Origin of the sequence: Aeromicrobium sp. Leaf272, from assembly GCF_001422865.1 — a bacterium.
Taxonomy (GTDB): Bacteria; Actinomycetota; Actinomycetes; order Propionibacteriales; family Nocardioidaceae; genus Aeromicrobium.
Genome location: NZ_LMMY01000011.1, coordinates 354224 through 355347 on the forward strand (window position 1 = coordinate 354224; position 1124 = coordinate 355347).

Consider the following 1124-nt stretch of genomic DNA (forward strand, 5'->3'; position numbering starts at 1 on the left):
TGTTGTCGCCCTCGCCGGTGATGGTCAGCTCGGCGCCGTTGACGGTCTTGAAGGTGCCGTCGATGTCGGCGGGAGCGATCTGGTTGGGGATGACGTGGTAGGTCAGGACCGACTCGAGCGTCTTGGCGCCCTCGGGGGTGCCGAGCGTCTTGACGGTCTCCTCGGGCAGCTTGCCGAAGGCGTCGTCGACCGGCGCGAACACGGTGAACTCGCCACCGTTGAGGGTGTCGACCAGGTTCACGTCGGGGTTGAGCTCACCGGAGACGGCCGCGACGAGCGTCTTCAGCAGCGGGTTGTTGCTGGCGGCGGTGGCCACCGGGTCCTGGGCCATGCCCTCGACCGAGCCGGCGCCGTCCGGCACCTGCGCGGCGTAGTCGGCGCAGCCCGGGCCGACGAGGTCGGAACCGGCGTCGGACGCGTCCTCGGACGCGGGCGCCGAGGTCTCGTTGTCGGACGAGGAAGCGGCGTCGTCATCGCTCGAGCCGCAGGCCGCAGTGAACAGGGACAGCGAGGCCACGGCGGTGATCGCGAGGGTCTTGCTCTTGGTCGTCGTGCGCATGTTTCTTCTCCTTGGTTGGGTGTTTCCTGCTACTCGACGCGGAACCTGACGTTGTGCCAGCCGGTCGATCCGTCCGGTGCGATGGGCACCCGGTCGGAAGTCTGTGTGGTGCCGTCGGCGTCGGTCGCACGCACGGTCACCTGGTGGGTCCCCTCGGTGGCGTCCTCCCACGTCCAGGACCACTGTCGCCACGTGTCGACGCCGTCGCGGTCCGCGAGCTCGACGTCCTGCCAGTCGCCGTCGTCGATCTTGACCTCGACACGCTCGATGCCCACGGTCTGCGCCCAGGCCACGCCGCCGATGCGGACGTTGTCGCGGGGCAGCGCCTGGAAGGCCTTGGGGACGTCGATGCGGGACGACAGCTTGATCGGCGCCTCCTCGGAGTAGCCGCGGGTCGACCAGTAGGCCTTGAAGTCCGAGAACTTCGTGACCTCGATGTCGACGAGCCACTTCGTGGCGGAGACGTAGCCGTAGAGGCCGGGGACGACCATGCGGACGGGGAAGCCGTGCTCGAGCGGCAGCGGCTCGCCGTTCATGCCGACCGCGATCAGCGCACCACGGTCGG

At 69.0% G+C, this 1124-nt stretch carries 2 protein-coding genes; both read right to left on the reverse strand.

From position 1 onward, the window contains the following. The coding region (locus tag ASF38_RS08780; protein ID WP_156366876.1) for a fasciclin domain-containing protein at positions 1–559 on the reverse strand (559 nt) is incomplete at its 3' end. 29 nt (positions 560–588) lie between these two features. Next, the coding region (locus tag ASF38_RS08785) for a molybdopterin-dependent oxidoreductase (RefSeq protein WP_156366877.1) at positions 589–1124 on the reverse strand (536 nt) is incomplete at its 5' end.